Raw genomic sequence first — 26,518 nt, forward strand, 5'->3', positions numbered from 1 at the left:
ATGGTTTCGGAAACTTTTGCGATCGCCGGTGAGGTGTCCGTACGGCGGCTCGGCTACGGCACGGTCCACCTGACCGGCCCCGGCTGTTGGGGCCCGCGCGGGAGTGCCGAGGACGCCGTGGCCGTGCTGCGCGCCGCCGTCGACGGGGGTGTCACGCTGATCGACACGGCCGACAACTACGGCCCGTCGGTCGCCGAGGAACTGATCGCCGAGGCCCTGTATCCGTACGCGTCGGAGCTGACCGTCGCGACGAAGGGCGGTGTGGTCCGCACCGGGCCCGACGTGTGGCATGTCGACGGGCGTCCGGAGCGGCTGCGGGCCATGTGCGAGGCGAGTCTGCGCCGGCTGCGGGTCGACACGATCGACCTGTACCAGTTGCACCGCCTCGACCCCGGGGTACCGCTCGCCGATCAGCTCGGGACGCTCGCGGAGTTGCGGCGGGCGGGCAAGGTCCGCCATGTCGGCCTCGACTCGGTGACGCCCGCACAGCTCGAAGCCGCCCTGGACCTCGGCATCGTGGACATCGTGTCCGTACAGAACCGCTACAACGTCCTGGACCGGGCGTCGGAGCCGCTGTTGAAGCTGTGCGAGACGCGCGGTATCGCGTTCCTGCCATGGTTCCCGCTGGGCAACGGCTCGCTGGCCGAGGACCCGGTGTGCACGGACATCGCCCGCGCGCGGGGCGCGAGCCCGGCCCAGGTCGCCCTCGCCTGGCTGTTGCACCACTCACCGGTCCTGTGCCCGACGCCCGGCACGAGTGCGGTGGCGCATCTGACGGAGAATCTGGCGGCGGCCCGGCTGCGGCTGTCCCCGACGGACCTGGCACGGCTGGACGCCCTGGCCTGAGCCCTTCTGTCCGACCCTGGCGTGCACCACGCCGCTTGACCCTGACTGCGTGACCCCGACTTCTTGACCCTGCCCCTGGGGCAAGGCCGAGGTTTCCGGCATGACCTACCGCACCGAACCGGATGCCCGGTATCTCGAACAGAGCCCCTACACCGACCTCGGCGGACTCGATCTCGCGACGTTCCCCCGTGACCCCGCCGGACTCGCCCAGGTCGTACGCGGACTGATCCTGCACACCCTGGAGGGCGACCGCTTCGGCCACACCATCCCGATGGAGCGCCTCCGCGAGGAACCCGAGTCGCGGTACGTCACGGAGATGCTGCGAATTCTCGGCGCACGCTCCACCGCACCGCTCACCGAGAGCCGCCCACCCGAGGACCGGGTCGTCGGGACCTGCCGCGACTTCTCGGTACTGCACTGCGCACTGCTACGCGCGACCGGCACCCCGGCCCGGGTCCGCTGCGGCTACGCCCGGTACTTCGGCGACGGCTTCCACGACGACCACTGGGTCACCGAGTACCGCCTGCCGGACGGCGGGTGGCGGCTGGTCGACGCGCAGCTCGTCGACGGTGGCCACGATGTGCCGTTCGACCCCATGGACGTACCCCGCGATCAGTTCCTTGTCGCGGACGCGGCCTGGCGGGCGTGCCGGTCCGGTGGCGCGGACCCGGCGACCTTCGGTGTGAGTCACATCGACGGGCTGTTCGGGCTGTGGATGGTGCGCGGCAACATGCTGCGTGACCTTGCCGCGCTGCACGGTGTGGAGGTGCTGCCGTGGGACTGCTGGGGTATCTCGGAGCCGGAGGCGGCGGCGGAGGCCCCGGCGGACGAGCTGGACCTGCTCGACGCCCTCGCGGCGGCCCACGAACGGCCCGAGGAACTGGCCCGGTTCACCACCGACCCGCGCCTGGCGGTACCGCGCGAGATCATCTCGTACACCACCCATGGCGGGGTACGGAAGGTCACGCTGCCCAGTCCGCTGCCCATCGGGGAGTGAGCCTCGGCCGTCCTCTCCCGGGGTGATCAGTCCTCCTGTTCCGGAGTGAACGGAGTGCCCTGATGGAAATAGAGCCGCCAGCCCTCCTCGGTGCGGTGCCACAGCGAACTGCGGTGGGCCAGGCGGCCGTTGTAGTCGGTGTCGAAGGTGAGGTGCACACAGTCGGGGGTGAGCTGGACGCCCTTTATCCGGGAGGTGGTGACGGGCCGGGTTCCGGGGCGGGTCTGCTCGGCCAGGGCGATGATGATCGACGGCCGGTCCCAGAGCCGCCCGGAGACGCCGATCTCGGCGAAGTCCGGGTGCAGGAGCGCGCCGACCTGCTCCGGGGAGCGGCGCACCTCCGGGTCGAGAAGGCGCAACTCCCCCTCGATGGCGGCCTCGACGGCGGTCCTCGGGTCAGGCACGGGTCATCTCCACGAGTTTGGCGACGGTGTTCCAGTTCCGGCTGGTGGCGACAATCCCCCGGTACAGGCGGGGCTTCGCGAGGGCTTCGGCGAGCTTGGACCGGCCGAGGCCGTCGGGGGCGTAGAGGTACAGGGCCCGGTCGCCGAGGCGGAAGGCTTCGGGGAGAAACGCGTCCTGGTCGAGGTGGGCGAACCGGTCGGCGTCCACGGGCTCGGAGAGGTAGGTGACGTGCAGTTGCTTGCCTTCCAGCTCGGCCGCGGGGAAGGGGCAGGCGTCGGCGACGGCCTTCAGATAGGCGTGCCCGCGCACCAGGACGTCGACGGGGAAACCGAAGTGCTTCGCCAGGGCCTCGGCGATGCCGTCGGCGATCCGCCGCTCGTCCCGCTCGTCCGACTCGGCACGCTCGTCCGGCCCGTCCCGCTCGCCCCGCTCATCGCTGGTGAAGACGGCGTTGCCGCTCTGGAGATATGTGCGTACGTCCCCGTGCCCGAGGCTCTCAAGGATGGCCCGGAGGTCCGCCATCGGGACTCTCTTGCCGCCGACATTGATCCCGCGCAACAGCGCCGCGTACGTCGTCATGCGCTCACGATAAGCCGCGGGTACGACAACGGACGGGCGCCGCGACGCGCCGCCGCGCCACCTTCGGTCCCTGAGGGCGAACCCGCGGTCACCCCGATAGGTGTAAGGGACCGTCGTCCTTCTCCGAGGTGACATGCCGAGTCCCGAGGGAGGAGACCGACGCCGCCAAGCTCACCGGGGAGCACGACGTGGCACCCCTCCCGCCACCCGTAACTTCATCTGGAAGGCGGCGGCGAAGGGCGCCCCGCCGCACACAGGGGGGCATCCCGTCATGGGAAACCGAGACACACGCGTGCGGGGCATCGCCGCGAGAGCCGGTGCCTGGAGCGCCCGGCACCGATGGGCGGCCGTCGGGATCTGGGTGCTGTTCGTCGTCCTCGCGATGGGTCTCGGTTCCGCCGCGGGCCGCGTGGACGTCAAGGACAGCGACCAGATATCGGGCGAGACGAGCCAGGCCGCCCACATCATCGACGCGGCCGGCATCGACGAACCGGCCGGCGAGACGGTACTGATCCAGGGCAAGGACCCCGGCACCAAGGCCACCGACGCGGGCTTCAGGGCCGCAGTCGCCGACGTGATGAAGGCGGTCGAGTCCACCGGCAAGGTGACGGCCGTGACCTCGCCGTACGACGCGGGCACCCTCTCCAAGGACGGCCGCAGCGCGCTGGTGCAGTTCGACATCCGCGGGGACGCGGAGACCGCGGGCGAGCGGGTCGAGCCGGTACTCAAGGCCGTCGAGGGCGTCCAGAAGGACCATGGCGACCTGCGGATCTCGGAGATCGGCGCCGCCAGTATGAACAAGACGTTCGACGACGCGTTCGGCGACGACTTCAAGCAGGCCGAGTACTCGGCCGTGCCGGTCGCCCTGGGCATTCTGCTGATCGCGTTCGGCGCGCTGGTCGCCGCGCTGCTTCCGGTGGCGCTCGCGGTCACCGCGATCATGGCGACGATGGGTCTGATGGCGGTCGTCAGCCACTTCCAGCCGATGAGTGACACCGCCAACTCCGTGATGCTCCTGGTGGGGCTGGCCGTCGGCGTCGACTACTGCCTGTTCTATCTGCGGCGCGAACGCGAGGAGCGCGAGGCGGGCCGCGACCCCGAGACCGCGCTGCGGATCGCGGCGGCGACGAGCGGCCGGGCGATCGTCGTCTCCGGTATCACGGTGTGCGTGGCGATGGCGGGCATGCTGTTCACCGGGATCGCGGAGTTCGAGGCGATGGGTCTGGCCTCGCTGATGGTCGTGGCGGTCGCCATGGTCGGCTCCGTGACGGTGCTGCCCGCGCTGCTGTCGCTGCTGGGTGGACGGGTCGAGAAGGGCCGCCTGCCGTTCCTGCGGCGCGGCGGACGCCGGTCGGGCGGCCGGCGGGCGACGGGCGAGAGCCGGTTCTGGAAGAAGGTGCTGGACGTCGTCCTGGCCAAGCCCGTCATTTCCCTCGTCGTCGCCACCGGCGCCCTGCTGGCCGTCGCGTCACCCGCGCTCGGCATGAAGACGCAGAACCTCACCCTGGACCAGGAGTTCGGCGACTCACTGCCGATCGTCGCCACGTACCAGCGGCTCAACGACGCGTTCCCTGGCGGCTCCGAGCCCGCCGAGGTCGTCGTCAAGGCGAAGGACATCAACGCGCCCGAGGTGAAGGCCGCGCTCGCCGACTTCCGTGCGCAGGCGGTCAGTTCGGGTGCCTCGCGGGGGCCGGTCGACATCAAGGTGCACGACTCGCAGAACGTCGCGCTGGTGTCCGTGCCGCTGGTCGGCGGTTCCGATCAGGACCGGGCCGAGAAGAGTCTCGACCTCATCCGCGACGAGGTGCGGCCCGCCACGCTCGGCAAGGTCGACGGGGTCGAGGCGCCGGTGACCGGTCAGGTCGCCGGGTCGAAGGACTTCAACGACAAGCTCGTGGGCGCGGTGGTCCCGGTCTTCGCCTTCGTCGTGGTCTTCGCCTTCCTGCTGATGCTGCTGTCCTTCCGCTCGCTGACGATCGCGATCACCTCGATCGCCCTTAACCTGCTGTCGGTGGGCGCGGCGTACGGCATCCTCGTCGCGGTCTTCCAGCACGGCTGGGGCGCCTCACTGGTGGGCGCCGAGGGCGTGGGTGCGATCGTCACCTGGCTGCCGCTGTTCCTGTTCGTGATCCTCTTCGGCCTGTCGATGGACTACCACGTGTTCGTGGTGTCGCGGATCCGTGAGGCGCGGATGCGGGGCCGCGACACCAAGGACGCGATCACGCACGGGGTCGTGACGACGGCGGGCGTGGTGACCAGCGCGGCGGTCATCATGGTCGCGGTGTTCGCCATCTTCGGCACGCTGTCGATGCAGTCGATGAAGCAGATGGGCGTGGGGCTCGCGACGGCCGTCCTGATCGACGCGACGATCATCCGCGGGGTACTCCTGCCGGCCGTGATGACCCTGCTCGGCGAGCGCAACTGGTATCTGCCGAAGTGGCTCCGCCGGCTGCCCGACCTGACGCACGACGAGTCCCCGGAGCCGGTCGCACCGCCCCGGCCGCCGTCGGTGGAGGGCGAGAAGGTAGGGGTCTGACACAGCGGTACGGGGACGGACTCGCGGGTCCGTCCCCGTACCGCTGTACTCGCGTACCGCTGGGGTGCTCAGGCCGCCGTGACCGGCAGCTTCTGCTCCTCGAAGGAGTCCAGGGTGCGGGCGAAGTCCCGGGTGGACAGCAGGAGCTTGTAGACGATGGCGAGTTCGAAGACCAGCAGCAGCCCGCCGGAGACGATCGTCACGGGGATCACGGCGTCGAAGAGCGGGCCCACGATGAAGACGCCCATCTGGAACTCGATACCGCTGATGAGGTGGGTCCGGATGCGGTGGCGCAGCAGGAAGGACCGGAACCGCAGATAGGCGGGGAAGCGGTGGCGGAACTCCTGCTGAAGGTCGATGACCTGCTTGGGCGTGGCCTCGCCTTCCGACTCCGCCGACTCGCCCGACTCCACAGTGGCCGCCGTGCCCGTGCGCGCCGTGCCCGTGACCGCCGTCGCCGTGGTCGCCGTCCTCGCCGGGAACTCCGCAGCCGCGTCGGCCTCCGCTTCGGCGGTCCGTGCCGTCTGGAGGTCGTGTTCGATGTCCGCCTCGGGGTTGTCCCGGAGCAGGTCCTCCATGAACGCGACACTCGCCTCGTCCTCGGCCTGCCGCGCGAGCCGCATACGGGCCTTGATCTGCTTGCGCATGTTGTGCCGGGTCTTGAAGATCTCCAGCGCGTTCAGGTACCGCAGCCCGTCGAGGAAGACGACGCCCGCCGCGAGCCAGATGTACCGGGTGTCGCCGGTACGGTCGTACTGGCCCCACATCAGGGCGATGGCGCAGGCCATGACCCGTATCCGGTCGAAGATGTAGTCGAGCCAGGCACCGAAGACCGAGCCCCTGCCGGTCAGCCGGGCGACCTTGCCGTCCATGCAGTCGAGGATGAAGCTGGCGTGATAGAGGACGGCGCCGGCGATCAGCCAGCGCCAGTCCCCCATCGCGAAGCAGGCCGCCGAGACGAGGCCGAGGAGCAGGGCCCCCCAGGTGATCTGGTTAGGGGTGATCCGCGTCCACTTGGCGGTCAGCCGCACCAGAGGAGTGGCCACGGGGTCGACGAGCAACACCGTCCACCACGCGTCGCGCTTCTTCTGGGTGATGCGGCGCACCTCGTGAAGGGGCGGAATGTCTCGGGGCATGAGTCAACTTCCTGGCGTTAGATCTGAGTTCACCTCACGCTAGGAATGAATTCACACCAAATTCAAGAAGCGGACGGCACAACCTTTGCCGAGGGGTACGGGTCCCACAGAACAACCAAGTCAATGGCCATTTCAGGCCGCACCGGCGTTATGTGAGCGTTATGAAATGAACGACGACCCGGGGCAACCTTTTGACTCGGTCACCTGTCTTAGTTGGTTACCACACGCACCTCTCGCGCCGCCGCACGTCGCCTCGCATCGCCCCGCCTCACGTCGCCTCGCGTCCGGTCGCCGCGAGTTCCGCCTCGATCAGGTCGGCGGCGCGTGGCGTGCCGCCCTCGGCCGCCATTCCCCGCTGAATCGCGGCGAGTTGGCGAGCCACCTTCGGATCTGCCACCAGGTCGAGTACGGCGGCGCGCAGCGTCTCGGCGGTGGCCTCCTCGGCCGGCACATGCCGGGCGACGCCGAGTGCCTGGAGCATGTCCGCGTTGCCGAACTGGTCGGCGGCCTGCGGAACGGCGACCATCGGGGTCGCCGTGGCGAGCCCCTCCTGACTGCCACCGGCACCCGCGTGCGTGATGAATGCATCAGCTTCCCGCAGAATCGCGAGTTGCGGCACCCAGTCACGCACCTCGACATTGCCGGGAATCTCTCCCAGTTCGGCCGGGTCGACATGCTTGCCGATCTGGAGCACCACCTGCCACCCGGGCAGATCACCGAACGCCCGGACGCACTCGCGGTAGAACCCGGGCTGCTTGGTGAAGGTCGAGCCGAGTGAGATCAACAGCACCTTCCGGTCCTCGGCGCCGGCAGGACGCCGCCAGGTGCCCTGCGCCGCGCGGTCGCCCTGGCAGGCGCCGACGAAGGTGTAGCGGTCGGTGTCGACGCGGTCGGCGTGCGGCTGGAGCGCCTTCGGGATCAGAACGAGACAGCGGTCGGGACGGCCCATGAAGTCCTCGACACCGATCCCGATGCCGTTGTCCGTGAGCCAGTCGCCGAAGGTCTCGTAGAACGCCTTGCCGCGCGGGGTCTGCTTCAGCGGCTCGAACATCGGCCTGCCGACCTCCTCCTCGTACCCCTCCCAGGCCACCAGGTTCGGTGAGAGCTGCACGATGGGGACGCCCCAGCGGTGGGCGAGGACGCGTGCCGGGTACGACGTGATGTCGTAGAGGACGAGGTCCGGTTCGTCCCCCGCGTACACCTCGGCGAGTTGCGGGAGGGCCTGGAGGGCGTCGGTCAGGAAGGGCTCGATGTGGTCGATCAGTTCGGTGCCCCATGCCTCCGGTGCGTCGGCGGTGGGCAGGACCGAGTTCCACAGCTTCGGTTCCGCGCCGGTCTCCGCGACCTTCTCGGCGAAGGCGGGCGGGATCGCGTAGGTGACCCGGTGTCCCCGGGCGACCAGTTCCCTGATCACGTCGAGGCTCGGGTTCACATGGCCGTGCGCGGCGATGGAGAACATGGCGATGTGGGCGGGGCGGGACGCGCCGGAACTGCCGGGGATGCCTGGGGTGCGGGAGGTGGTCATGGCGCGACACTACGCAAGACGAGACGTCTCGTACAACCGAATATCTCGGCCTGCCACCTCACCGCTGATAGCGCGCCAGCACCAGGTTCCCGTCCTTGACCAGCCGTTTCCGTAGCTCTTCCAGGCCGATGGCCCCGCTGTAGTACTCCTGGAACGCCGGGGTCGCGACCTTGTCCTTCCACTCGGGATAGCCCCGTACGGACTGCGCGGGCGCCGGACGCAGCCCATCGGCGAGCGCGGTCCCGGTGGCCCAGTCGTCGCGGTCCGTGTGCAGGGCCGCGTCCTTCAGCGCCTCGGTGCCGGTCGGCAGCATCCAGTCGCCGAGCGCGAGCCGCACCATGTTCGCCGGGCGCAGCAGGAAGTCGACGAACGCGGCGGCCTCCTTCTTGTGCGGGCTGTCCTCGGCGATGGACAGCGTCTGCGGGCTGACGCCCTGGGCGAGCCCGTCCGCCCCGGCGGGTGCGGGCAGCACCTGCCAGTCGAAACCCTTGGGTGCCTGCTGGACGATCTGCTGCCGGTAGGAGAACCCGAGCGGGACCATCGCGTACTTGCCGCCGAAGAACCCGGGCAAGGTGTCCGATCCGCCCATCCCGAGCGTCGCCCCGGACGCGCTGCCGTCCACGCCGACCTGCTCGTGGACGGTACGGGGCATCACCGCGTCGGCCGCGTCGAACCGGACCGTCACCTTGTCGTCGGGGCCCCGCACGAACATCCGGCCGCCGGTGGACAGCGACAGATTCAGCGTCGCGGACACGGGCTCCTTCAGCGGCCAGGCGATCCCGTACCGGCCCTTGCCGCTCAGTTCCTTCGTGACATCGCGAAACTCGTCCCAGGACCAGGGCGCGTCCGGTGTCGGGATCCGTACGCCGGACTCCTTCAGCCAGGTGGCGTTGGCGATCAGGACGCGCGGTTCCTGGAGGAACGGCACGCCGTAGATGCCGTCGCCGAAGGTCACGGTGTCCCAACTGCGCTGCGGGATGTCGTCCTTGAGCCGCCGGGGCAGCAGATCGCGCAGATCGGCGAGGTATCCCCCGTACGCGAAGTCGGCGAGGTCGTCCGACGCGTCGTGGATGATGTCGGGCGCCTCGCCGCCTTCGAACGAGGTCAGCAGCTGGTCGTGGACGCTGTCCCAACTGCCCTGCACATAGCGGACCTGGATGTCCGGGTGCGCCGCGTTCCACTCCTTCACCAGCTGCTTGTTGGCGTCGACGGACTCCTTCTGCCAGGCCAGTGACTGGAAGTCGAGCGTGATCCGGCCACCGTCGTCCCCCTCGCCACCGCCGCCGGAGCAGCCGGTGAGGGCGAGCGGGAGAACCAGGGCGAGGAGGGCGGCGAACACGTACCCGATCCGGGGCCGGGTGATACGAGGCCGGGTGATCCGGGGCCGCATCAGCCCTTCACCGCCCCGGTGAGCATCCCGCCCGTGATCCGGCGCTGGATGATCGCGAAGATCACCAGGGACGGGATCGTGGCGAGGAACGCGGCGGCGGCGAGCGGCCCCAGGTCGGCGGCCCCCTCCGCGCCGATGAAGTGCGTGAGGACGACCGGCAAGGTCTGTTTCTCCGAGGTCTTGAGCAGGACGAGCGCGAAGAAGAACTCGTTCCACGCGGTGATGAACGCGAACAGCGCGGTGGCCACGATGCCCGGCGCGAGCAGCGGCGCGGTGATCGACAGCAGCGTCCGCAGCCGCCCGGCCCCGTCGACCGCCGCCGCCTCCTCCAACTCGACCGGCACCGCGCGTACGTAGCCCACGAGCATCCACAGCGCGAAGGGCAGCGCCCAGACCACGTACACCATGATCAGTCCGGGTACGGAGTTGATCAGCCGGAGGTTCTTCAGGACGAGGAACAGCGGGATGATGATCAGGACGAAGGGGAACGCCTGGCTGACCACGACCCAGCCGGTGGCCGCCCGTGCGAACAGGGTCCTGCGGCGGGCCATCACATACGCCATCGGGGTGGCGATCACCACGGCGACGACGGCCGCGCCGAGGGCCGCGAGCAGGGAGTTCAGCGCGGCGTGCAGCAGCGGCTGCTCGTTGAACGCCTGCCGGAAGTTGGCGAACGTCGGGTCCCTCGGGATCCATGTCGGATGCAAACTGCCCAGCTCACGCGGCGGTTTGAAGGCCGTCGAGATCAGCCACAGGAACGGGAAGGCGAGGAAGACGAGATACGCGAGCAGCGCGAGGTACTGCCCGGTGCGGGCCACGGGTCGCGGTGTGGTCATGCGTCGCCTCCCCTGAGTCGCCCGACCAGGAAGCAGGCCAGGAACACCGAGATCACGGCGACCATCACGCACCCCATCGCCGCCGCGTAGCCGAACTGGCCGTAACGGAACGCCTCTTCGTACGCGAACAGCATCGGCAGTCGGGTCCGGCCGCCGGGCCCGCCGTTGGTGAGGACGTAGACCAGGGCGAAGGCGTTGAAGTTCCAGATCAGGTTGAGCGCCGAGATGGCCAGGGCCACGGGCCGTATCGCGGGCCAGGTGACCGTCCGGAACCGCCGCCAGGCGCCCGCGCCGTCCATCGCCGCCGCCTCGTGCAGTTCACGCGGGGTGTTCTGGAGCCCGGCGAGCAGCGCGACCGTGGTCTGCGGCATGCCCGCCCAGATCCCGACGACTATCACGGCGGGCAGTGCGGTACCGAGGCCGGTCAGCCAGTCGCGGCCGTCCCCGAGGCCGAGGTTGCGGAGGGTTTCGTTGAGTACGCCCGCGTCCGGGTTGTAGACGAGGCGCCACATGATGCCGACGACGACCTCGGGCATCGCCCACGGCACGATCGCCAAAGCCCGCGCCAGCCAGCGGAACCGGAGGTTCTGGTTGAGCAGCAGCGCCAGTCCGAGTGCCAGCAGGAACTGCGGCACCGTGACCCCCACCGCCCACAGCAGCCCGATCCGGAACGAGTCCCAGAACAGGGTGTCGTGCAGCAGGTCCCGGAAGTTCAGCAGCCCGATCCACCGCGTGGGCTGTGTCCGGCCCGACTGCGCGTCGGTGAACGCCAGCGCGATGCCGTACAGCAGGGGTCCGACGCTCAGGACGAGGATCGGGATCAGCGCGGGCAGCACCAGGAACCAGGCGCCGTGGTCCACGAGCTTCCGGTCCCGGCCGGGCCCGGCGCCGGGTGCGGTTCCCGGTGTGGTCGGTAACTTCCTCGGCCGCGTCGTCGCGGTCGCCCAGGTCACTGCATCGGCTCCTTCTGGGTGGCAGATCCAGGGCCTGCCGCCCCGGCGACCTCCGTCATCGTGCTGACGGACCTTCCCGCCGTCAAGGCACCGCGCACGCCCTTGTGACGGGCCCGACCAGTACGAATGCGACACTGACCGACGAACGGGTACGGGTACGGGAGTGGAAAAGGCGGGGTGGCACGGCATGGACGAGGTGCGGGCACGGGAGGTGCTGGCCGGCGTGGCGCGGGACGTCCTGCCCGCCGGGGCGTCCGGCGCGGAGTTGCTGGCGCTGGGTGAGAACGCCGTGTTCGCGGTCGGCGACCGGGTCGTCAAGGTCGGCCGGGGCGCGGACCTCCTCGACCGGGCGCGCCGCGAGGTGGGTGTCGCGCTGTGGCTGGCCGCTTCGGGCGTCCCCGCGGTACGGGCGGCCGAGCCGGACGCGCTGCTGGTGGACGGCCATCCGGTGACGGTGTGGCAGCGGATGCCGGACGCCGTGCGGCCAGCCGAACCCCGCGATCTGGCCCGGCTGTTGCGCCTGGTGCATGCCCTGCCGTCGCCGGAGGTCGAACTGCCCCGCCGTGAACTCCTCGGCGGTGTCGAACGCTGGCTACGGCTCGCGGGGGACGCCGTCGACCCGGCCGACGCGGCGTTCCTGAGGGAGCGCCGGGACGGATTCGCGGCAGCCGCCGCGGCGCTGACGCCTCATCTGCCGCCGGGTCCGATCCACGGGGACGCGCTGCCCCGCAATGTGCACGTCGGCCCGGACGGTCCGGTCCTCGTCGACCTGGAGACCTTCTCCGGGGACTTCCGGGAACACGACCTGGTGGTCATGGCCCTCTCCCACGACCGGTACGGACTGCCCGACGAGGCGTACGACGCGTTCACGGACGCCTATGGCTGGGATGTCCGCGCGTGGGAGGGGTGCGCGGTGCTCCGCGGTGCCCGCGAGACGGCGAGCTGCGCCTGGGTCGCCCAGCACGCCCCGAGCAACCCGAAGGCCCTGGCGGAATTCCGGCGCCGCGTCCTGTCCTTGCGGACAGCGGACGAGACCACCCGCTGGTACCCGTTCTGACGCGGGGAAACCCCGGTCAGCCGCTTACCCGGTCGGCCCCCGGCACGGGATCCCGGAGCGGCCATGACGCGTCCACCACCGCCGTTTCGTTGCCCTGGCGGCGCAGGAAGCTCTGGAAGTCGGTGGCCCATTCCGCGTACCACTCGATCTGGCGGCGGTGCAGTTCGGCCGGGCCTATGTCGGCGACCTTGGCGTGGCGGACCGCTATCGCGCAGGCGAGGCGGGCCGCAGCCAGGGCGTCGGCCGACGCGTCATGCGCGGTCTCCAGCACCACACCGTACTCCCCGCAGACCGCCTCCAGATTCCGTTTTCCCCTGCGGTACCGCTCGACGGTCCGGTCGATGGTGTACGGGTCGATGACCGGGGCGGGGTCCCGGCCGCCCAACCGGTCACGCAGGGACGGCAGTCCGTGCCGCACCAGCTCGGCCGAGAGCAGTGTCAGATCGAAGGCGGCGTTGTACGCGACGACCGGCACGCCCGTCTTCCAGTAGGTCACGAGGACGTCCGCGATGGCGTCGGCCACCTGGTCGGCCGGTCTGCCCTCGGTCGCCGCCTTCTCGTTCGATATGCCGTGCACCGCGACCGCGTCCGCCGGAATCGGAACCCCCGGATCGGCCAGCCACTCCCGCCGCCCCAGTTGCTGACCCGCCCTCACCTCGATCACGGCTCCCGTGACGATGCGCGCCTCGCGCGGATCCGTCCCGGTCGTCTCCAGGTCGAAGCCGATCAGCAGCTCCTGGTGCCACCCCATGCGGCGCCCTCCTTCGTGGTGCGTTCCCCCGATGACCACCACCCTGCCACGGGCCACTGACAATCCGACGACCACGTTCCGCTTGGCCTCCGCTAGGACACCGGCCGTGAGTCGGCCCACGCCGACTCGAACTCCTCGCGGTAGGTCTCGAAGAGCCCGCCCTCGCCCAGCTCGCCCGCCTTCACGACCCGGCCACCGCCCCGCAGCACGAGCACGGGCGCCTCCATGCCCCGCGTCCGGCGCAGATAGCTCTGCACGACGGCGATCCCGTCGGGCCCGTCCCCGTCGACCAGATAGGCCGTGAAGCGCGGGGTCTCGTCGAAGACCTGGATCTCGAACGCCCCCGGGTCGCGCAGCCGTGCCCGCACGCGCCGCATGTGCAGGATGTTCATCTCCACCGAGCGGCTCAACTCACCCCGCTTCAGCCCCAGTTCCCGCTCCCGCCGCTTGACGGCGCTGGACGCCGGGTTGAGGAACAGCAGCCGCACCCGGCAGCCCGACTCGGCCAGGCGTATCAGCCGCCGCCCGGAGAAGTTCTGCACGAGCACATTGAGACCGATCCCGATGGCGTCGACCCGGCGGGCGCCGCCGAAGATGTCCTCGGCGGGGAACTGGCGCAGCAGCCGTACCCGGTCCGGATGGACCCCCACCACGTCCGCGAACCGGTCGCCGACCAGGTCCTCGACGGCGTCGACGGGCAGCCGGCGCGCCGACGGCACGTCCGAGCCCGTGGCGAGTATCTCCAGGAGGCGGGCCGACGCGCGCTCGGCCTGGGCGAGGACGGCCTCGGACAGCGCGCGATTGCGCGAGACGACGTTCCGGGTGACCTCCAGCTCGTCCAGGGCGAGTTCGACGTCACGCCGGTCGTCGAAGTAGGGCTCGAAGCACGGCCAGTGCTGCACCATCAGCTCCCGCAGCTGCGGAAGCGTCAGGAAGCTCAGGACGTTGTCGTCGGCCGGGTCCAGGAGGTACCCCTTGCGGCGGCTGACCTCCCGTACGGCGACGGCCCGCTGGACCCACTCCTGTCCGGCGGGACCGGCGGCGGCGACCACCCAGTCGTCGCCGTGCACCGGTTCGTACACCGGGCGCAGCACGGCGGCGACGACCGCGCGGAGCCGCTGCTCGACCAGGTTCAGCCAGATGTAGGCCCGCCCGGCGCGCCGCGCGCGGGTGCGCACCTCGCTCCAGGCGTCGGTGCCCCAGTCCAGTTCGGGTCCGATCTGCGATCCCATCTCCATCGGCCGGGCGAGGGAGACCGTTCCGGGTGGGACGTCTGCGGAACCCTCCTCGTGACCACCGTCACCAGGGGGCAGCTCCAGCCCTCCCGCGCTCACCCGCGCACCGCCTTCCGCACCCCTGCGCACTCCCCCAGTCAACGATCAAGGAAGGGTACTCCGGGAGCGGTCGGCGGTGCAGCCGGATGGCCAGGGTCGTTTCTCAACTCCCCTCCCGCGGCCTGCCGTTCTGGTCGGCGAGATCGGCGGGAGTGAGCGGATTCATAGCGGTCACGTCCCGTGGGGCGAGCGAGAAGCCCTGCCAGTGCACCGGCATGGGCTGCTGGTCCTCGTCCCGGGCTATGTGGTGGAACCCGATGTTGACCCAGGTGATGGGGTGGGTGAGGGTCTGTCCGTTCACCCACTTGTCGACGCTGGTGGGGGCTCCGGTGGCACAGGTCGGGTTGTTGCTCGCGTACTTCTCGCACTTGGCGTACTGCGTGAAGTACACGTCGTGCTTGGTGTACGGGCGCCCGGAGAACTTGGCGGTGTGCCCGGGGACGATCTCGTACGAGCGCGGGTGGCCGTCCTTGTTCTTGCCGGCGGTGCTGACGACGCGCCACCAGCGCAGCGCCTTGGCATCGCCGGCGAGTTCCTTCTTGACGGCGGTGCGGGTCGTCTTCGTCTTGGGGCTGCCGTTGCCGCTCGGCGGGGTCACCGTCGAGTCGTACTGCTCGACCTTGTTCTTGGTGGAGCCGTCGAGGCCGAAGTCGAGCCGCCAGAAGACGTTGTGGCTGTGGCTCTCGGCGTAGTCGCGTGCGCCTTTGCCGATGGGCCAGCCGCGGCTGTCGCCGCCGTTGTAGTCGTAGGGCGAGAGGCTGCCGGTGGCGCCGACGTTGGAGGTGATGGTGCCGTCCGAGGAGAACCGCCACTCGGTGATGTACTCGTACCAGGACGCCTTGTTGACGCTGTACACGAGCAGGTCCTTGCCCTGGGCCTGCCAGACCTTGGTGCCCTCGTCGTTGGCGAGACGGTAGGCGTGGCCCCGCGCGCGGGTGGTGGTGCACAGGCCCTTGACGTTGCCCCGGTCGGGAACCTTGACGGTCTTGACGGTGCCGCCGGGGCACTCGGCGGGCTTCAGGTCCTGGAGGGCGTACCCGAAGTCGGTGCCGGTGATGTCGTCGTACTCGTTCTCACCGTCGTCGTAGGGCACGTGGACCTGGGCGAGGCGGGCGCTGTTGAGGACCCGGATGGGCTTGGGCTCACCCTTGGGCTGGTACGTGACCTTGTCGAGGACGAGCCCGGACAGGGTGTTGTAGTGCCAGCACATGCGCCAGGTGGTGCCGCCGTCGAGGGTCTGCTCGATGCGGTAGGCGGCGCTGCAGTCGGCCGCGGGGGCCGGGGCGCCCGGCGGGGCCGCGGGCGCGGCCTGTGCCGGTCCCGCGGCGGCTGCGGTGCCGAGGAGCGCGGTGACGGCGAGGGCCGTTCCGGCCGCCTTGCGGGCGCGCGACAGTCGGTGGACGTGCATGCGGTGTGACTCCCTTGGAGAGAGAAGAAAAGCGGAGAAGGAAGCAGGCTGCGGCTCGGCAGCGCCCCGAAGGGGCGCGGGGAACTGCGCGACCAGCCACGACGGCGCCGTGGACGACCGACTGCACAGCGCGGTACTTCCAGCGGAGCGCTCAGCCGAGGCGGCCGACGGTGCGTGCGCTGAGGTCGATGACCATCGCGCGCGTGTCGATCCACGGACCTTTCTTGACCTTGGCGACGATCCGCAGGCACCGGTGGGTGCCGCAGTCCGCGAGGGCCGCCGGCACCCGCTGGACGGTCTCCTTGCGGAACACCATGCCGCTGAGTTCCAGTTGGCCCGGGTCGGTGAGCTGCTTGCCGGTCGCGTGCCGGTAGTCGTCCTTGAGGTCCTTGCCGAGCCGGTCCCCGATGAGCAGGCGCGCGGCCTCGGTCAGCTCACCCTGGCTCGGCGGCGGCTGCACACCGCGCGCGGTGGTGGAGTCCTCGATCTTGCCGGTGGTCAGATCGACGGTCCTGGTGATGACGGCGTCGCTTTTGTAGTCGTACAGGACGATCTCGGCGCGCCGGTGTCCGTTCGTGCCCGCCGCGTCGGACGGGTCGGGCTCGCCGAGGTTCGTGGAGAGCCGCTGCGGTCCCCGGTCGCCCTCGACGTCCCGGGCGCTCGCCCGCAGTCCCCCGGCCATGGCGATCTGTTCGGCGCGCCGGAGTTCGTCGTCGGTGAGCGGGTCGGAGCCCGTGCCGCGCTCGCCTTCCTCCGGCGCGTCCTCGACGACGCCCTCCGGCGGCACCGCGTCCCGCTGCGCGGATCCGGCGGCGGCCGTGCCGGACGCCGCCGCGCCCCCGTTGTCGTTGGTTTCCCCCGCTCCCGCCGTCCCCGGCAGGGTCACCGCGACCATCAGGGCGGTGCCGGCCACGGCGAGCGCCCCGCCGGCCACCACCTTCCCCAGATGGCGTCTGGCCCATTGACGCACTTCTTCCCCCAAAGTCCCCTGTGCCCGGTGTATGGGCATACCGAGTATGTGTGGTCACCCAGTAGGACGGACCGAAGTCCTAGGAGGTTCACTCACTTTCCGGGAGACTCTGCCCCCAGTGGCCCCCAGACCACGGGCCGGAAATGGAAGAGTCGTATCCATGCAGGTCTGGCCTGGACAGGCGTATCCCCTAGGTGCCACGTACGACGGCGCCGGCACGAATTTCGCGGTCTTCTCGGAGGCCGCGCACCGCGTCGAGCTGTGTCTGCTGCACGACGACGGCTCGGAGACGGCCGTCGAGCTGCGCGAGACGGACGCCTTTGTGCGTCACGCGTATCTGCCCGGCGTCATGCCGGGGCAGCGGTACGGCTTCCGTGTGCACGGCCCGTACACGCCCGAGCGGGGGCTGCGCTGCAACTCGGCGAAGCTGCTCCTCGACCCGTACGCGCGCGCGGTGAGCGGCCGTGTGGAGTGGGGTGAGGAGGTGTACGGCTACCACTTCGGCGCGCCCGACAAACGCAATGACCTGGACTCGGCGCCGCACACGATGACGTCCGTCGTGGTGAATCCGTACTTCGACTGGGGCGACGACCGACCGCCCCGGACGGACTATCACCGCACGGTGATCTACGAGGCCCATGTGAAGGGCCTCACGATGCGGCATCCGGCGCTCCCTGACGAGCTGCGGGGCACCTACGCGGCCCTGGCGCACCCGGCGATCCTGGAGCACCTCACGGAGCTGGGCGTGACCGCCCTGGAGCTGATGCCGGTCCATCAGTTCGTCAACGACCACCGGCTGGTCGAGATGGGCCTCAACAACTACTGGGGCTACAACACCATCGGTTTCTTCGCGCCGCACAACGCGTACGCGTCCTGGGGCGACCGGGGACAGCAGGTCCTGGAGTTCAAGTCGGCGGTGCGGGCACTGCACGAGGCCGGGATCGAGGTGATCCTGGACGTCGTCTACAACCACACGGCGGAGGGCAACCACCTGGGTCCGACGCTGTCCTTCCGGGGCCTCGACAACCCCTCGTACTACCGGCTCGCGGACAATCCCCGGTACTACATGGACACCACGGGCACCGGGAACTCGCTGCTGATGCGGTCCCCGCACGTGCTGCAACTGATCATGGACTCGCTGCGGTACTGGGTCACCGACATGCATGTCGACGGGTTCCGGTTCGATCTGGCGGCGACGCTGGCCCGGCAGTTCCACGAGGTGGACCGGCTGTCGTCGTTCTTCGACCTGGTGCAGCAGGATCCGGTGGTGTCCCAGGTGAAGCTGATCGCGGAGCCGTGGGACGTCGGCGAGGGCGGCTACCAGGTGGGCAACTTCCCGCCCCTGTGGACGGAGTGGAACGGCAAGTACCGGGACACCGTGCGTGATCTGTGGCGCGGCGAGCCCCGTACCCTCGCGGAGTTCGCGTCCCGTCTGACGGGCTCGTCGGACCTCTACCAGGACGACGGGCGGCGCCCGCTGGCGTCCATCAACTTCGTCACCTGTCATGACGGTTTCACGCTGAACGACCTGGTCGCGTACAACGACAAGCACAACGAGGCCAATGGCGAGGACAACCGGGACGGCGAGAGCCACAACCGGTCGTGGAACTGCGGTGCGGAGGGCGACACGGACGATCCGGACGTCCTCGATCTGCGGGAACGGCAGATGCGCAACTTCATCGCCACGCTGATGCTGTCGCAGGGCGTGCCGATGCTCAGTCACGGCGACGAGTTCGCGCGCACCCAGCGCGGCAACAACAACGCCTACTGCCAGGACAGTGAGCTGTCCTGGGTGAGCTGGCCCGACAAGGGCAGGGCGACCGCCTCCGACAAGGAGCCCGACGCGGGCGCGGCGGCGCGGCGGCTGGCGTTCACGCGCGCGATGGTGTGGCTGCGGCGGGATCATCCCGTGTTCCGCAGGAGGCGCTTCTTCCACGGCCGGCCGGTGGAGGGCACCCACGACGAGCTGTCGGACATCGCCTGGTTCACACCCGAGGGCGGCGAGATGGCACAGCGCGACTGGAGCGCGGCGCAGGCACGCGCGCTGACGGTGTTCCTGAACGGGAACGCGATCTCGGAGCCGGGCCCGCGCGGGGAGCGCATCGCGGACGACTCGTTCCTGCTGATGTTCAACGCGTCGTCGGAGCCGCTGGAGTTCGTGATCCCGGTCAATCACGGCCGGCAGTGGCAGGTGGTCGTCGACACCGCGCGCCCCGAGGGGGTGCGGCCGGGCACGGGCCAGAAGGTGGCCGCCGGTGACCGTCTGACGCTGCTCGACCGGAGCCTGACGGTGTTGCAGCGCCCGGCCTGACGGGGGCCTTGTCGAAGGGCGGGTGGCTTCCGGTGCGCCACCTGCCCACACCCACGAGATGCGCCACCTGCCCACGCCGATGCAACGAAACACGGCCATCCGGGTACGTACATCCGTATGACGTCTGCGCCCGCCGAGCCCGTGCTCCCCGTACCGCCCACCGCGACCTACCGGCTTCAGCTCCAGCCCGCCTTCCCGTTCGCCGCTGCCGAGGCCGCCGTGCCCTATCTGGCCGCGCTCGGCGTGTCGCATCTGCATCTGTCGCCGGTGCTCGAAGCGGTACCGGGGTCCACGCACGGCTACGACGTCGTCGACCACGCGCGCGTACGGGACGAGCTGGGCGGTGAGGAGGGGCTGCGGTCGCTGGCGCGCACCGCGCGGGCGCACGGTCTCGGTCTGGTCGTGGACATCGTGCCGAACCACATGGCGGCGCTGTCCCGGCTGAACCGGCCGCTGTGGGAGACCTTGCGCGAGGGGCCCGGCTCGCCCTACGCGCGCTGGTTCGACATCGACTGGGAGGCGGGCGACGGACAGGTGCTCCTTCCGGTGCTCGGACACCGCGTCGGCGACGAGTTGTCGGCGCTGCGGGTCGACGGGGACGTCCTGCGGTACCACGAGCACGCGTTCCCGCTGCGGAAGGGCACCGAGGACCTGCCGCTGCCGGCGCTTCTGGACGCCCAGTGGTACCGGCTCGGCTGGTGGCGGCTGGCCAGGACCGAGCTGAACTACCGGCGCTTCTTCACCATTTCGGAGCTGATCGCGGTCCGCGTCGAGGACCCGGAGGTGTTCGACGCGACCCACGCGAAGATCGTCGAGCTGGTGCGGGACGGCGTCGTGGACGGACTGCGGATCGACCACCCGGACGGCCTCGCGGACCCGGGCGGGTATCTCCAGCGGCTGCACGAGGCGAGCGGCGGGCGCTGGACGGTGGTCGAGAAGATCCTCACCGACGGGGAACGGCTGCCCGCTTCGTGGCCGGTCGCCGGCACGACGGGCTATGACGCGCTGCGGCAGATCGACGGGCTCTTCACGGATCCGGCGGGGGCGGGTGAACTCCTGGGCCAGTACCGGCGTTTCGCCGGGCAGCCCGCCGACCGGGGCGGCGAGTGGGAGGCGACGGTGCGGCGGGCGTCGTACAAGGTCGTCACGCATGAGCTGGCCACCGAGGTGGACCGCCTCACGCGCGCGTGCCACCGCCTGTGCGCGGCGGACCCGGCGCTGCGCGACCACGCGCCGTGGGCCCTGCGCACCGCGATCCGGGAGCTGATGGTGCGTCTGACGGTGTACCGGCCGTACGGCGCCGGGGACGCCGCGCGGGTGCTGACCGAGCGGGCCGCGCGGGAGGCGAAGGGTGCCTTCGCGGTGCCCGAGGAGGCGGCGGCCGTCGATGTCGTCCGGGATTTCCTGACCGGCGGGTACGGGCACGGTCCCGATCAGGACGGGTTCCGCGCACGCTTCGGGCAGACCGCGTCCGCGCTGCACGCCAAGTCCGTCGAGGACACGGCGTTCTACCGCTACACGCCGCTCCTGTCGGCCACGGAGGTCGGCGGGAACCCCGGCAGCCCCTCGGTGACGCCCGAGGACTTCCACGCCTTCTGCGCGCGCGTGCAGCGCGACTGGCCGCTCACCGGTACGGCCCTGTCGACGCACGACACGAAGCGCAGCGCGGATCTGCGGGCCGGGATCGCCGTGCTCACGGAGTGTCCCGGGCGCTGGGCGGCCCTGCTGGCCGACGTCACCGCCGGGACGGCCGGGCTCGCGGGCGTGCGGGCGCCGGATCCGCAGGCGGTGTGGGTGGTGTGGCAGACCGCCGTCGCCTTCGGTTTCCCGTCCGGTGAGCGGCTGCGCGAGGCGCTGCTCAAGCAGGTGCGCGAGGCGGGGCTGCACACGTCGTGGACGGAGCAGGACCCGGCGTACGAGCGGCTCGTGACGGAGTACGTGGAGGCCGGGCCGAACGGGCCGTCGCTGTACACCGTCGCCGAGTTCGCGTCCGCCCTCGCGCCCCATGTGCGGGCCACCGTGCTCGGGGCCGCGCTGCTGCATCTGACGATGCCGGGGGTGCCCGATCTGTATCAGGGCACGGAGCGTGAGTACCGCGCGCTGGTCGACCCGGACAACCGGCGCCCCGCGCGGTTCGTGCCGAAGCTCCTGGAGGAGGCCCGGGAGGGCGCGGGAAGGCGGGATCTGTCGGCCGAGAAGACGGCCCTGACGGCAGCCGCGCTGGAGCTGCGTCGACAGCGGCCCGAGGTGTTCGGCGACGCGGCGACGTACGAGCCGCTGTACGCCTCCGGGACGGCCGCCGGGCACTGTGTGGCCTACGCGCGTTCCGGGAGCGTCCTGGTGGCCGTCACGCGCCTCTCGCTGCGTCTGGAGGAGTCGGGCGGCTGGGGTGAAACGGCACTGGAGCTGCCGGCGGGTGTCTGGAGCGATGTGCTCACGCCGGGGCGGGAGTTCACGGGCGGCGTGCGGCTGGCGGACCTCTTCTCGGAGCAGCCCGTCGTCCTCCTCCGGCACGCCTCTCGTACGGGCGAATGAGGGGGCTGAATGACGGGTCAGGACAAAGAATCCGCCTCTCTTGCCTCTCGGGCATACCGGGGCAACTCCTTGACAGGGGCCGCCGTCCGTGGAGTACTGCGGAAGGTGACGCCGGGCGGACCGGACGGGGGTGAGTCACCTGACGGAACAGCGCTACCCCACAGTGGCGGAACTGGTGTCGGCCGCCCGGACGTTGACGGCCCTGCGCCCCGATCTCGGCACCTTGAGACAGGTCGGCACCTCACGCGCGGGGCGCCCCCTCCACCTCCTGTCCATCGGTCACGCGCCCGCCGCCGTCCTGGTCGTCGCGGGCGCCCACGCCAATGAGCCCGTCGGCGGCTCCACGGTGCTGCACCTGGCCGAACGAACCCTGCACGAACCGGTGTTGCGGGCCGACACGTCCTGGCACTTCCTGCTGTGTGCCGATCCGGAGGGTGCCCATCTGCACCGCACCCCGGCGCCCCGCACCCTGTTCGACTACCACCGGCACTTCTTCCGTCCGGCGGGCCCCGAACAGCCCGAGTGGTCACCCTCCGTGCTGCCGCCCGACCGGCTGCCGCCGGAGACGCGCGCGTTGACATCGGTCATCGACGAGGTGCGGCCGTATCTCCAGGTGTCCCTGCACGGCACCGATCTCGGGGGCAGTTGGGTGCAGTTGACGAAGGACGTGCCCGGTCTGGCGGAACCTTTCGCCAAGTCGGCGGCGGAGCTGCACATCCCGGTCGAGACGGGCGCGTCGGACGCGGCGGGCTGGCCGGCCTCGGGCCCCGGTGTCCATGTGATGCCCGCGCCGGGTTCGGACGTGGCGTTCCCGAGCCTGCCGGACGACGCCCGGCTGAGCACCTGGCACTACGCGCACCAGTACGGCGGTCTTACCGCGATCATCGAGGTGCCGATGTGGGCGAGCGACATCGTGGACGATCCGGCTCCGCATCCCGCCCCCGCCGACGAGATGCGCCGTCTGTCGCTGCGGCTGCGGCAGGACACGCACCGCGTCGAGGAGATCCTCAGGGAGGTGACACCCCGCCTCCCGCGCGCGAAGGACGGGCTCCTGGCGGAGGGTGCGCTCCTGCGGGCCACCCGCTGGGCCCTGGCCCTGGTCCCGGGCCTCGCCAATGACTGGGGGCAACCGCCGCCGCCCGAGACGACCGTGGCGTTCGTCGGCAGCATCGACGCCTACGGCAGACGTCTGCCGCTTCGGGCCGCCGCGATGCTGCTCCGCGTACTCGACAACCTGGACGACGCGGCGGCTCCCCGCCTGGAGGCCCTGGTGACGGACTGGTGCACGTCCTTCGCGACCCACTTCCGCGCCCGCTGGGTCCCGCTGGAACACCAGGTCGAACACCAGACCCGCACGGTCCTGGCGGCGGCCCGGCACGCGCGCGAGGTGGGCCGACAGGGCCACGCGTAGGCCGCATGCGGCAGTCAGTACCCGGCCGTCAGTTCCCAGCCGTCAGTTCGCCGAGAGGCGGAAGAGCAGGTGGCCGAAGCTGACCTGGTCGCCGGCCTGGACTATGGCCGCCCCGATGACGCGGCGGCCGTTGACCGAGGTGCCGTTGGTCGAGCCGAGGTCGCGCAGCACCCACAGGCCGCCCTGGCGGGTCAGCTCGGCGTGCACTCGGGACACCGTCTCGTGGCTGAGGCAGAGCCCGTTCGCCGGGTCACGGCCGATCCGCAGCGGATACGCGCCCACGAGCGACGGCAGCATCAGCTTCGGCAGCCGCTCCGCCTGCCAGGCCCGGCGCAGCCGGACCGTGAACCCGGAGACCGCCTCGACCGTGCCGAACACGGCCCGTGCCCAGCGTCCCTCGGTCCGCAGATCGGCGGTGAGAACGACGAGTTCCTCGCTCCGGCGGGCGGCGAACACCAGCTCCATGCGCCGTACGTACGTGTCGTGCGACAGCCTGCCCTCGGCGACGCCCTCCCTGAGTATCCGTAACGCCCGGTCGCGTTCGGCGTCGGAAAGCCGCCGAGCGGGGTACGTGGAGAACTCGGGTGAGGTCACGTTCGCGATTGTCGGACAGCGCGCGCCGGGTGTCCAGAAAACCGTTGGGGGCGCGCGAACCTCCGCTGTTACCGTCACCCGGCCACGGTGACGTGGCGCCCGTATCCGACGCTCCACACCGACGCCCCGAGGGGACACCATCACTTTGACCGCACTGGTCGTCCGCGCGCTCACCGAGTCCGACGCCGATCTCTTCCACACACTCGACGACCCCGGTCTCGTCGGCCGGATCATCACCGGCACCGACTACCGCACCGTCGCCCAGGGCGGCGACTACCGCCCCGAATGGACCTGGGTGGCCCTGATCGAGGGCCGTGTCGTCGCACGGGCCGCTTGGTGGGGCGGCGCCGACGACACGAAGCCCGTGCTCCTGAACTGGTTCGACTTCGCCGACGGCGAGGAGGACGCCGCGGTGGAACTGCTCCGCCGTGCCCCCTTCGACGGCGAGTACGAGTTGATCCTGCCCGCCGACTGGCGTGAACGGCCCGAAGCGCGGGAGGCGGGCGAGGCACGGATCAGGGCCGCGGAGCGGGCGGGCATGAAGTTCCTCGTGGAGCGCCTGCGGTACCGCTGGACCCCGGACCTGGGGCTGCCGGAGCGCCCGAGCCGGCTCGTCTTCCGCCCCGAGCCGGACGACGCGGTGGTCCTGGAGGTGCTGAAGCGGGTCCACTCGGCGACGCTGGACGCACACGCCCTGCGCACCACCGCCGCGTCGGGTCTGGAGGCCGCCGCGCAGGAGGAGCTGGACTTCTTCCACTGGTGCCCGTCCCCGCGCGCGTGGCTGCGGTTGGCGTACACACCGGAGGGTGAACTCGTCGGCATCGAGGTCCCCGCGCACAACCCCGGCGGGCCCTGCATCGGCTTCATCGGCGTCGTACCCGAGCAGCGCGGCCACGGATACGCGTACGACCTGCTCGCGGAGGCCACGCACTTCCTGGTCGAGGAGGGCGCCGAGTTCATCGCGGGGGCCACCGACGACGGAAACGTTCCGATGGCGGCGAACTTCACCCGGGCCGGATATCCCGTGACGGAGAAGCGAATCAATCTCGTCTGACGCACGCGTGCCCCACCATGGACACGAGGTCACTGTCGGGAGACGAGGGGATACCGTCCGTGCTGTTCGAGGTGTGGGCACCAGAGGCCGACCGCGTCGCACTCCACCTGGAGGGCGCCACGCGCGCATTGGACCGCGACGACGACCGCCCGGGGTGGTGGTCGGCCGAGGCGGAGGCCCACGACGGGGCACGCTACGGGTACTCCCTGGGCGCCGACGACGGCGGCGAGGGTGGCGGTGACGGGCCCGTCCTGCCCGACCCGCGCTCCCGCCGCCAGCCGGACGGCCCCGACGGCCTCAGCGCCGTCGTCGACCATGGACGCCACACCTGGCATACCCCGTGGCCGGGGCGCGGGCTGCCGGGGGCCGTCCTGTACGAGCTGCACGTGGGCACCTTCACGCGCGAGGGCACGTTCGACGCGGCGGCCGGACGTCTGGAGCATCTGTCGAGCCTGGGCGTCACCCATGTAGAGCTGATGCCCGTCTGTCCGTTCCCCGGCCGCCACGGCTGGGGGTACGAGGGCGTGTCGCTGTGGGCGGTGCACGAGCCGTACGGCGGCCCCGACGCGCTGAAGCGGTTCGTGGACCGCGCCCACGCGCTGGGCCTCGGCGTCGTCCTGGACGTCGTGCACAACCACCTGGGCCCGTCCGGCAACCATCTGCCCGCCTTCGGGCCGTACTTCACCGAGACGCACCAGACGCCGTGGGGCGCCGCCGTGAACCTGGACGCGCCCGGCTCGGACGAGGTGCGCGCGTATCTCGTCGGCAGCGCGCTGGCCTGGCTGCGCGACTACCGGTTCGACGGGCTGCGGCTCGACGCCGTGCACGCGCTGCGCGACACGCGCGCGTGCCACTTCCTGGAAGAACTGTCGGCGGCGGTCGACCGGCTCGCCGGCGAGCTGGGCAGGCCGCTGTTCCTGATCGGCGAGTCCGACCTGAACGACCCGCGGCTCATCACCACGCGCGAGAAGGGCGGTCTGGGCCTGGACGCGCAGTGGAACGACGACTTCCATCACGCCCTGCACACCACCCTGACCGACGAGTCGCAGGGCTACTACGGCGACTTCGCGAAGGCTCCGTTCGCCGCGCTCGCCAAGACCCTCACCGGCGGCTTCTTCCACGACGGCACCTATTCGAGCTTCCGGGGACGCGGCCACGGACGCCCCCTGGACCGTACGCGCACCTCGGCGCACCGACTCCTGGGCTACTCGCAGACGCACGACCAGATCGGCAACCGCGCGCAGGGGGACCGTCTCGCCGCGACCCTGTCCCCGGGGCTGCTCGCGTGTGCCGCGACGCTGACGCTGACCGCCCCGTTCACGCCGATGCTGTTCATGGGCGAGGAGTGGGCCGCGGGGACGCCCTGGCAGTTCTTCACCGACCACACGGATCCCGAGCTGGCCGAGGCCGTACGGCGCGGCAGGCGGCGGGAGTTCGCGGCGCACGGGTGGGCCGAGGAGGACGTACCGGACCCGCAGGACCCCGCCACCCGTGACCGCTCCTGCCTCGACTGGGCGGAGTCCTCGGACGGCCACCACGCGCGCGTGCTCGCCTGGTACCGGGAACTGCTGTCGCTGCGGCAGGCGCAGCCCGATCTGGCGGACCCGGATCTGGCCGCGGTCCGGGTCGCGTACGACGCGGACGCCCGCCGAATCGCCTTCCGGCGCGGGGACATCCGGGTCGTCGTCAATCTGGCGAAGGACACGGCCGCGATCCCGTTCGGCACCCGCCCCGCGCGCGTACTCGCCGCCTGGGAGCCCGTGGAGCCGCCCGGCACGGACGGGGTGCTGCGAGTGCCGGGCGAGTCCTGTGCGGTCCTGCGGCAGGTGTGACCCCGCCTGATCCCGCCTGCCCCGACCCACCTGGTAAATCAGTTGCCTTTGAGCGCAC

General features: G+C 70.8%; 21 protein-coding genes. 9 read left to right on the forward strand and 12 right to left on the reverse strand.

All coding sequences use genetic code 11. The features are described 5' to 3' along the window. Both ACFVT5_RS18660 and ACFVT5_RS18665 read left to right on the forward strand, forming a co-directional pair. A complete protein-coding gene (locus ACFVT5_RS18660) occupies positions 1-846 on the forward strand; it encodes an aldo/keto reductase (RefSeq protein ID WP_389888478.1) in 846 nt (281 codons plus the stop codon). 100 nt (positions 847-946) lie between these two features. Further along, positions 947-1,843 carry a transglutaminase-like domain-containing protein gene (locus ACFVT5_RS18665; protein ID WP_389888481.1) on the forward strand — a complete coding sequence of 299 codons (897 nt, stop codon included), beginning with the start codon at positions 947-949 and terminating at the stop codon, positions 1,841-1,843. Positions 1,844-1,869: 26 nt separating this feature from the next. Here the strand turns inward: ACFVT5_RS18665 and ACFVT5_RS18670 are convergent, their stop codons facing one another. Next, the gene (locus tag ACFVT5_RS18670; protein ID WP_389888484.1) at positions 1,870-2,247 is read right to left on the reverse strand and encodes a DUF4440 domain-containing protein; all 378 of its coding nucleotides are present in this window, start codon (positions 2,245-2,247) and stop codon (positions 1,870-1,872) included. Beyond that, on the reverse strand, positions 2,240-2,827 hold the full coding sequence (locus ACFVT5_RS18675; RefSeq protein ID WP_389888487.1) for a DUF1697 domain-containing protein: 588 nt from the start codon (positions 2,825-2,827) through the stop codon (positions 2,240-2,242). Before ACFVT5_RS18675 ends, ACFVT5_RS18670 begins: the two co-directional genes overlap by 8 nt. Positions 2,828-3,098: 271 nt before the next feature. On the opposite strand from ACFVT5_RS18675, the gene ACFVT5_RS18680 reads away from it, so the two are divergent. Further along, positions 3,099-5,363, forward strand: a complete 2,265-nt coding sequence (locus ACFVT5_RS18680; RefSeq protein ID WP_389888490.1) for an MMPL family transporter — start codon at positions 3,099-3,101, stop codon at positions 5,361-5,363. Between the two features lie 68 nt (positions 5,364-5,431). On the opposite strand, the gene ACFVT5_RS18685 is transcribed toward ACFVT5_RS18680, so the two are convergent. From ACFVT5_RS18685 to ACFVT5_RS18705, 5 genes are all read right to left on the reverse strand, one after another. Next, positions 5,432-6,499 carry a CDP-alcohol phosphatidyltransferase family protein gene (locus ACFVT5_RS18685; protein WP_389888493.1) on the reverse strand — a complete coding sequence of 356 codons (1,068 nt, stop codon included), beginning with the start codon at positions 6,497-6,499 and terminating at the stop codon, positions 5,432-5,434. A 268-nt stretch (positions 6,500-6,767) separates the two neighbouring features. Continuing rightward, the gene (gene mgt / locus ACFVT5_RS18690) at positions 6,768-8,024 is read right to left on the reverse strand and encodes a macrolide-inactivating glycosyltransferase (RefSeq protein ID WP_389888496.1); all 1,257 of its coding nucleotides are present in this window, start codon (positions 8,022-8,024) and stop codon (positions 6,768-6,770) included. 58 nt (positions 8,025-8,082) lie between these two features. After that, entirely contained in the window at positions 8,083-9,414 is a 1,332-nt protein-coding gene (locus tag ACFVT5_RS18695) for an ABC transporter substrate-binding protein (protein WP_389888499.1), read from the reverse strand. Beyond that, positions 9,414-10,250 carry a carbohydrate ABC transporter permease gene (locus ACFVT5_RS18700; protein ID WP_389888502.1) on the reverse strand — a complete coding sequence of 279 codons (837 nt, stop codon included), beginning with the start codon at positions 10,248-10,250 and terminating at the stop codon, positions 9,414-9,416. The genes ACFVT5_RS18695 and ACFVT5_RS18700 overlap by 1 nt, the downstream gene beginning before the upstream one ends. Beyond that, on the reverse strand, positions 10,247-11,203 hold the full coding sequence (locus ACFVT5_RS18705; RefSeq protein WP_389888505.1) for a carbohydrate ABC transporter permease: 957 nt from the start codon (positions 11,201-11,203) through the stop codon (positions 10,247-10,249). Before ACFVT5_RS18705 ends, ACFVT5_RS18700 begins: the two co-directional genes overlap by 4 nt. A gap of 187 nt (positions 11,204-11,390) precedes the next feature. Here ACFVT5_RS18705 and ACFVT5_RS18710 point away from each other — a divergent pair, with 187 nt between their 5' ends. Next, positions 11,391-12,260 (forward strand): phosphotransferase enzyme family protein, encoded by an 870-nt coding sequence (locus ACFVT5_RS18710; protein ID WP_389888508.1) that lies wholly within the window; start codon positions 11,391-11,393, stop codon positions 12,258-12,260. A 16-nt stretch (positions 12,261-12,276) separates the two neighbouring features. Here the strand turns inward: ACFVT5_RS18710 and ACFVT5_RS18715 are convergent, their stop codons facing one another. The 4 genes from ACFVT5_RS18715 to ACFVT5_RS18730 form a co-directional block, all read right to left on the reverse strand. Beyond that, entirely contained in the window at positions 12,277-13,011 is a 735-nt protein-coding gene (locus ACFVT5_RS18715) for a 3'-5' exonuclease (RefSeq protein WP_389888511.1), read from the reverse strand. 92 nt (positions 13,012-13,103) lie between these two features. Continuing rightward, positions 13,104-14,345, reverse strand: a complete 1,242-nt coding sequence (locus tag ACFVT5_RS18720; protein ID WP_389888514.1) for an SAV2148 family HEPN domain-containing protein — start codon at positions 14,343-14,345, stop codon at positions 13,104-13,106. Positions 14,346-14,448: 103 nt separating this feature from the next. Continuing rightward, the gene (locus ACFVT5_RS18725; protein WP_389888517.1) at positions 14,449-15,753 is read right to left on the reverse strand and encodes a copper amine oxidase; all 1,305 of its coding nucleotides are present in this window, start codon (positions 15,751-15,753) and stop codon (positions 14,449-14,451) included. Between the two features lie 151 nt (positions 15,754-15,904). After that, a complete protein-coding gene (locus tag ACFVT5_RS18730) occupies positions 15,905-16,723 on the reverse strand; it encodes a Tat pathway signal sequence domain protein (protein ID WP_389888520.1) in 819 nt (272 codons plus the stop codon). Positions 16,724-16,883: 160 nt separating this feature from the next. On the opposite strand from ACFVT5_RS18730, the gene glgX reads away from it, so the two are divergent. The 3 genes from glgX (at position 16,884) to ACFVT5_RS18745 (ending at position 22,980) form a co-directional block, all read left to right on the forward strand. After that, on the forward strand, positions 16,884-19,034 hold the full coding sequence (gene glgX, locus ACFVT5_RS18735; protein ID WP_389888523.1) for a glycogen debranching protein GlgX: 2,151 nt from the start codon (positions 16,884-16,886) through the stop codon (positions 19,032-19,034). A gap of 117 nt (positions 19,035-19,151) precedes the next feature. Then, positions 19,152-21,569 carry a malto-oligosyltrehalose synthase gene (treY, locus tag ACFVT5_RS18740; protein ID WP_389888526.1) on the forward strand — a complete coding sequence of 806 codons (2,418 nt, stop codon included), beginning with the start codon at positions 19,152-19,154 and terminating at the stop codon, positions 21,567-21,569. A gap of 130 nt (positions 21,570-21,699) precedes the next feature. After that, on the forward strand, positions 21,700-22,980 hold the full coding sequence (locus ACFVT5_RS18745) for a M14 family zinc carboxypeptidase (protein ID WP_389888528.1): 1,281 nt from the start codon (positions 21,700-21,702) through the stop codon (positions 22,978-22,980). 42 nt (positions 22,981-23,022) lie between these two features. Here ACFVT5_RS18745 and ACFVT5_RS18750 read toward each other — a convergent pair whose 3' ends face one another. Beyond that, entirely contained in the window at positions 23,023-23,574 is a 552-nt protein-coding gene (locus ACFVT5_RS18750; RefSeq protein ID WP_389888531.1) for an FHA domain-containing protein, read from the reverse strand. 145 nt (positions 23,575-23,719) lie between these two features. Between ACFVT5_RS18750 and ACFVT5_RS18755 the strand changes: the two genes are divergently transcribed. Then, a complete protein-coding gene (locus ACFVT5_RS18755; protein WP_389888534.1) occupies positions 23,720-24,628 on the forward strand; it encodes a GNAT family N-acetyltransferase in 909 nt (302 codons plus the stop codon). Positions 24,629-24,687: 59 nt separating this feature from the next. After that, on the forward strand, positions 24,688-26,460 hold the full coding sequence (treZ, locus tag ACFVT5_RS18760; protein WP_389888537.1) for a malto-oligosyltrehalose trehalohydrolase: 1,773 nt from the start codon (positions 24,688-24,690) through the stop codon (positions 26,458-26,460). Positions 26,461-26,518: the final 58 nt, after the last annotated feature.

Origin of the sequence: Streptomyces sp. NPDC058001, from assembly GCF_042886315.1 — a bacterium.
GTDB lineage: Bacteria > Actinomycetota > Actinomycetes > Streptomycetales > Streptomycetaceae > Streptomyces.